The following is a 2,740-nucleotide window of genomic DNA, read 5'->3' as shown; positions in this document are numbered from 1 at the left end:
TGATGACCCAATTCCGCCCTATTCTGAACCAAGCCAATATTACTGACCAGCAATGGCGTATCATCCGGCTCTTAGCGGAAAACGGCACACTCGACTTTCAAGATTTGGCCAATCAGGCCTGCATCCTCCGTCCCAGCCTGACCGGCATTCTGACCCGCTTGGAAAAAGCAGGTTTGGCCGTGCGCTTGAAGCCTTCCAACGACCAACGCCGCGTTTATCTGAAACTGACGCCCGAAGGCGAGAAACTCTATGAATCCACCGGCGCATTGGTTGACGAGCGCTATGACGCAATTGAAAAAGTCCTCACCAAAGAAAAAATGGCACAACTCAAAGAACTCTTGGCAGAGCTGGCAAAAATCGAACAGGCATTAAAATAAAGCGAGCCGGATGACAGATTCAACACACACACTCAAGAGATCTTTCCGAGATGCCATGGCCTCCTGTGCCGCCGGTGTACACGTTATCACGACAGACGGTGAAGCAGGGCGCTATGGCATTACTATGACTGCCGTAACTGCCGTTACCGACGAGCCGCCGACGGTCATGCTGTGCATCAACCGCCAATCCGCCATCATTCCCATCCTGCAAGGCAACCGTGATTTGTGTATCAACACACTCAACGACGGCCAACAGGATGTTGCTGAACACTTTGCCGGATTGACCGACCTCTCGCCCGAAGAACGCTTTGAATACCATATTTGGCATAGAGGACAAACCGGACAGCTAGAAGTCGAAGGCGCGCTGGCGCACCTGCACGGCAGCATTGTCGATCAACGCGAAATCGGCACGCATTACGTCTTTTTCGTTCAGATCAATGAAATCCGCAATACCGATACGCAAGCGCCGGCATTGCTGTATTTCCGTAGGCAATTCAAATCTTTGGCATAAATAAAGGTCTCATGCCGTCTGAAACATCGGTTTCATTTTTTCAGACGGCCTGAGACCTTTTCTGTTTCACACATTATAGGCACACCCATGAAAGCAATGATACTGGCCGCCGGTCGCGGCGAACGCATGCGCCCCCTGACCGACCACACGCCCAAACCCTTACTCGAAGTAGCAGGCACGCCGCTTATCGGCTGGCACTTACGCCGCCTGCGGAAGGCCGGCTTTACTGAAATCGTCATCAACCATGCCTGGCTTGGCCAGCAAATCGAAGACACCTTGAAAGACGGTTCAGCCTACGGCGTACACATTGCCTATTCTCCCGAGCGCGCCGGAGGCCTGGAAACTGCCGGAGGCATTGCCACCGCCCTGCCGCTTTTGGGCAACGAGCCGTTTTTGGTCGTCAATGGCGACGTGTTGACCGACATTGATTTCCAAGCTGCACGACTGGCTGCCCAGCGCATGCAGGAACACAACCTTCTCGCCCATTTGTGGCTGGTGGACAATCCACCCCATCATCCCGAAGGCGACTTCGGCCTGCTTTCAGACGGCCTGGTATCCGCATCATCCTCAGACGGCCAGGCCCTGACTTTCAGCGGCGTGGGCGTTTATCATCCCGCGCTTTTCAAAGATACCCCGGCGCACCAGGCTGCCAAGCTTGCCCCTCTGTTGCGTCAAGCTATGAGCCAAAGCCAAATCAGCGGCGAACACCATAACGGCCTTTGGCTGGACGTCGGTACAGTCGAACGCCTGCAAGAAGCTGACCGTATCGCCCAATGCTGGTAAAACAAAAGGAACGTATCCGATACATCCCTTTCAATATCAAAGGCCGTCTGAAAATATTGGTCAACCCATTTTTCAGACGGCCTCAATCTATCATCAAGCTTTAGCCAATTTCTTTTCTTTATTCATTCCTAACAAGCCATTAACAATCATCACGCACAATCCCGACCAAATCAGGCCATAGCCGATCAATGCGCCTTTTTGCACCGGCTCGCCCAGCCATACAATCGACACAATAAAAAGCAATACAGGCTCCAAATAGCTCAACATGCCGAACACTGCCACCGGCAGCAACTGATTCGCCTTCAAATTCAACTGCATGGATATTGCACTATTAAAACCCAGCAACACAATAAAAAAGATTAAAACCGGTTTGGCCGCAATCATCGCCGGCGTATCCGTTGCCAGCAAAATATACGCCAACGCAAACGGCGTAATCATCAATAAATCAAAGGTCAGCCCGATTAAGGAAGGCACGCCCAGCTTGCGGCGCAGCAGATAATAAAACGGATAAGTACCGAACACCCATACAGTCGTCCACGAAAACGCGCCCGACCGCACCAATTCACATGCCACGCCTGCACACGCCAAGATTACCGCCACCCTCTGCAACCGGTTCAAACGCTCTTTAAACCAAATCCGTCCACCCAGCATCATCACCAAAGGAAACAGGAAATAACCCATGGCAATGTTTACTCCTTCCCCATTGACCGGCCCCCAGACAAACAGCCACAACTGGCTGGCAAATATCGGCGTCGGCAATACAATCAGCAGCCACCGTTTCCAATCCCGGCCGACTCCATAAGCAAAACGCATTGCCGCCAGCCAACCGCTGACCATCGTCATCAGCACGCACAAAGCCGACAGCATGGCGACCATGCGCCAGGCAAACACCTCCGTCCCCGTCATCGGCCTCATCCACATACCGTACAGAAACAGCATGGAAAACAACAAATTGGACGCTATCGCAGCCAGCAAACCTTTGGATAAATTCGTCATTTCAGACGGCCTTTTGCAATCAATCAAAGTTAATATTGTAGAAAAAACGGATGAAAAAATTACTCATCTTTTT

The 2,740-nt window shown here is 51.8% G+C and carries 4 protein-coding genes; 3 read left to right on the top strand and 1 reads right to left on the bottom strand.

Annotation, left to right across the window (positions count from 1 at the left end; genetic code table 11):
* From hpaR to murU, 3 genes are all read left to right on the top strand, one after another.
* A partial coding sequence (hpaR, locus tag ACTHUE_RS14725; protein WP_440423872.1) for a homoprotocatechuate degradation operon regulator HpaR occupies positions 1–377 on the top strand: 377 nt, incomplete at its 5' end.
* Positions 378–387: 10 nt separating this feature from the next.
* The gene (hpaC, locus tag ACTHUE_RS14720; protein ID WP_049336944.1) at positions 388–888 is read left to right on the top strand and encodes a 4-hydroxyphenylacetate 3-monooxygenase, reductase component; all 501 of its coding nucleotides are present in this window, start codon (positions 388–390) and stop codon (positions 886–888) included.
* A gap of 87 nt (positions 889–975) precedes the next feature.
* Positions 976–1,671, top strand: a complete 696-nt coding sequence (gene murU, locus ACTHUE_RS14715; RefSeq protein ID WP_004520885.1) for an N-acetylmuramate alpha-1-phosphate uridylyltransferase MurU — start codon at positions 976–978, stop codon at positions 1,669–1,671.
* Between the two features lie 93 nt (positions 1,672–1,764).
* On the opposite strand, the gene rarD is transcribed toward murU, so the two are convergent.
* Positions 1,765–2,667, bottom strand: a complete 903-nt coding sequence (gene rarD, locus ACTHUE_RS14710) for an EamA family transporter RarD (RefSeq protein ID WP_039862520.1) — start codon at positions 2,665–2,667, stop codon at positions 1,765–1,767.
* Positions 2,668–2,740 lie beyond the last annotated feature (73 nt).

This window comes from Neisseria sp. P0021.S005, from assembly GCF_051956955.1.
This window is presented reverse-complemented; position numbering and strand designations above follow the sequence as displayed.

Coding starts and splice junctions, on each gene's coding strand:
- hpaC (WP_049336944.1), top strand. CDS start 388: ATGACAGATTCAACACACACACTCAAGAGATCTTTCCGAGATGCCATG.
- murU (WP_004520885.1), top strand. CDS start 976: ATGAAAGCAATGATACTGGCCGCCGGTCGCGGCGAACGCATGCGCCCC.
- rarD (WP_039862520.1), bottom strand. CDS start 2,667: ATGACGAATTTATCCAAAGGTTTGCTGGCTGCGATAGCGTCCAATTTG.